This is a genomic window from Acidithiobacillus sp. (assembly GCF_023255755.1).
In the GTDB taxonomy this organism is placed as follows: Bacteria; Pseudomonadota; Gammaproteobacteria; order Acidithiobacillales; family Acidithiobacillaceae; genus Acidithiobacillus.
Genome location: NZ_JAGDVS010000004.1, coordinates 24456 through 27141 on the forward strand (window position 1 = coordinate 24456; position 2686 = coordinate 27141).

Below are 2686 nucleotides of genomic sequence, written 5' to 3' on the forward strand. Positions count from 1 at the left end.
GGGCGCGCCGGGGTGTCAGTGGCGCCGACGGGTCGGCAGGGAGATCGCGCACCAGATGGGAGAAGCTGGCAACGCCCCAGTGCTTCTCGAAACTCGCGGTGTACTCTGCAGGCGGATTGTGGGCGCCGTCGTCATGTTGCGTGGCCGGTGTTGTGGGGATGTTGTCCGGTAGTCTCTCGACGACAATCTCCGGGGAGAGTCGGGCGCAGTCTTCGAGCAGGGTGGCGAGATCATGGGCAGGGCATTGGCTGCCCAGTAGGTGGGCGATGGCGCTGCCGGCAAAGATCGGTGTTCCCGCCGTCTTCGGTGCGGCGAGGCCCAGCCAGAGGGCGTGCTCGGCACGGGTGAGGGCAACGTAGAGGAGACGGAGATCTTCTTGCAATCGCGCCCTTTCTGCCGCCGCCGTGTCGCCGCTTTCCCAGTGGATGGCAGGCTGTCCTTCCGCGCTGTGCGAGACCGTGAACGGGCTGGTCTTGGCGGCCTTGCGGGTGGCGATGAAGGGCAAAAAAACCAGGGGATATTGCAGACCTTTGGCGGCGTGGATGGTGACTACGCGCAGCAGCTCGGCATCGCTCTCCAGGCGCAGGATGTGGGCGTCGCTCTGATCACTCCCGGCGGCGATGGCCTCGCGCAGGTGGCGGATGAGGGCTTCGGGACCGTCGAGGGTAGCGCTCGCCTGCTGCAGTAGTTCGCCGAGGTGGAGCAGGTTGGTGAGGCGACGTTCGCCATCGGGCTGCGTTAGCAAGCGGGCGGCAATACCGAACTGGTGGATGCTGTGGTGGAGCATGGCCAGCACGCCCTGCCGCCGCCATTGCCGGGAGAGGTCCTGGAATTGCTCCAGTTGTGTCTCCCAGGCCGCTTCGTCCTGATTGAAGGCGTCCAGGGCGCCGAGGGATTGTCCCAGCAGCGGCAGGGCGAGGGCGACGCGCAGGCGGCGGGCATCTTCGGGCGCGGCGACGGCTTCCAGCCAGAGGAGCAGTTCGCGGGCTTCCTCACTGGCATAGACGGAGTCCCGCGCCGAGAGAAAGACGCTGCGTAACTGGCGGCGGTTGAGGGCCTGACGGATGCTGGCGGCTTCATGGCGGTCGCGGACGAGGATGGCGATGTCTTTGGCCTCCAGCCGTCGGGTGGGTTCTCCCTCCTGCGCGAACTCTGCTTCCGGGTTGTTGAGCAGTCCAGCAATACATTCTGCGGCCTGTGCTGCGCAGCGTTCCAGATAGTCACCTTTGTTCAGCGTCTCACGGGCACCCCAGAACGTTAGGGCGGGGGCGGATTTGCCGTTGATCCGCCAGACTTTTTGGTGGCCATGGGCTTGCACCGGCTGATAGGGGATCGGGTTGTCGGCACTGGGGGCTGCATAGGCAAAAGCGCCTTGGGGGTCGTCGTGTTCGGCGGCGGTATAGAGGGCGTTGAGGGCGCTGACCAGTGCGTGGCTGGAGCGATAATTGGTGCCGAGAGCGTAGTGGCGGCCCTCGGTCAGGCGACGTGCCTGCAGATAACTGTCGATGTCCGCGCCGCGAAAAGCGTAGATGGATTGTTTGGGGTCACCAATGAGCAGAAGCAGGGTGTCGGGGTTGTTGTCGGCGGCATGGTAGATGTCGTCGAAGATCTGATATTGCACGGCGGAGGTATCCTGAAACTCGTCGATGACGGCGGCGGGATACTTCTGCCGCAGGCGGGCGGCGAGTGCCGGTCCCTGAGCTTTGTCGTGCAGTCCCCTGGCGAGGCGCTGCTGATAGTCGGTAAAGCTGACCTGCCCGCTCTGGGCCTTGAGCTGGCTCAGCCGGGCATTGATCCAGGCGGCGGCGTGGGTGCGAATTTCGCCGTGCAGTTGGGTGAATTGTTGAGCGACGGCCTCTAACGCACTGAACAGGGTATCCAGTACCTCGGCAGCGGGGGGTGGGGTAATGGTCTTATCTTTATTGCAGTAGGACGGTAAATTGCTGGCGGTGAGGCGCTGGCATTTGTCTAAATAAGCTGGACAGAGTGCGGTGGGATCGTCAACCCATTCGCGTAGGGCAGCGAGATGGGGGGCTACGTTTTCTGCCTTCATGCTTTTGCCGTTCAGCGGATTGCTCGACTTCGGACCTTGTAATATCCCCAGTAGCCACTCCGCAAAAGCATCATGCTCCGCCGCCCATTGCGCCTTGAGGGTGGCGAGTTGCCGCCGGGGCGCAGTGGCGGCAGCGGGCAGCCAGTCCGCCAGCGTCGATTCGGGGGCTGGCAGGGGTGGATCGAGTTTGCACAGGGCCTCTGTTTCCTGCCGGACTTTATCGGGGCTGGAAAAGAGCTGGATGACCTCACTGAGGGCGGGTTCGCTCAGCGGGTAGACTTCCTGCCGCCAGAAGTCGCGCACGGCGTCGTCGTGCAGATCCGTTTCATCCAGGAGCAGTGTTTCGCGGAAATCGCTGCCGGTGGCAAAGGCGTGCTCGCGCAGGGTGCGCTGGCACCAGGCGTCGATGGTAAAAATGGCGCCGTCATCCATAGCGTCGGCGGCGAGGGCAAGCTGGTGTGCGGCTTGGGCGCGGGCCTTGGGGTTGGAGTAGTCGGCCAACAGCGTTTCGAGAAAGGGGTCCGGCTGTGTCGCGTGGTCTGGACTGCGGAAATATCGGACGGCACTTTGCAGGCGGTCGCGAATACGCTCCTTGAGTTCCTGGGTGGCGGCACGGGTGAAGGTCATCACCAG

At 63.8% G+C, this 2686-nt stretch carries 1 protein-coding gene; it reads right to left on the reverse strand.

Annotated features, from left to right (window positions below):
* A partial coding sequence (locus tag Q0C48_RS00210; RefSeq protein ID WP_291520470.1) for a UvrD-helicase domain-containing protein occupies positions 1-2680 on the reverse strand: 2680 nt, incomplete at its 3' end.
* Between the last annotated feature and the right edge of the window lie 6 nt (positions 2681-2686).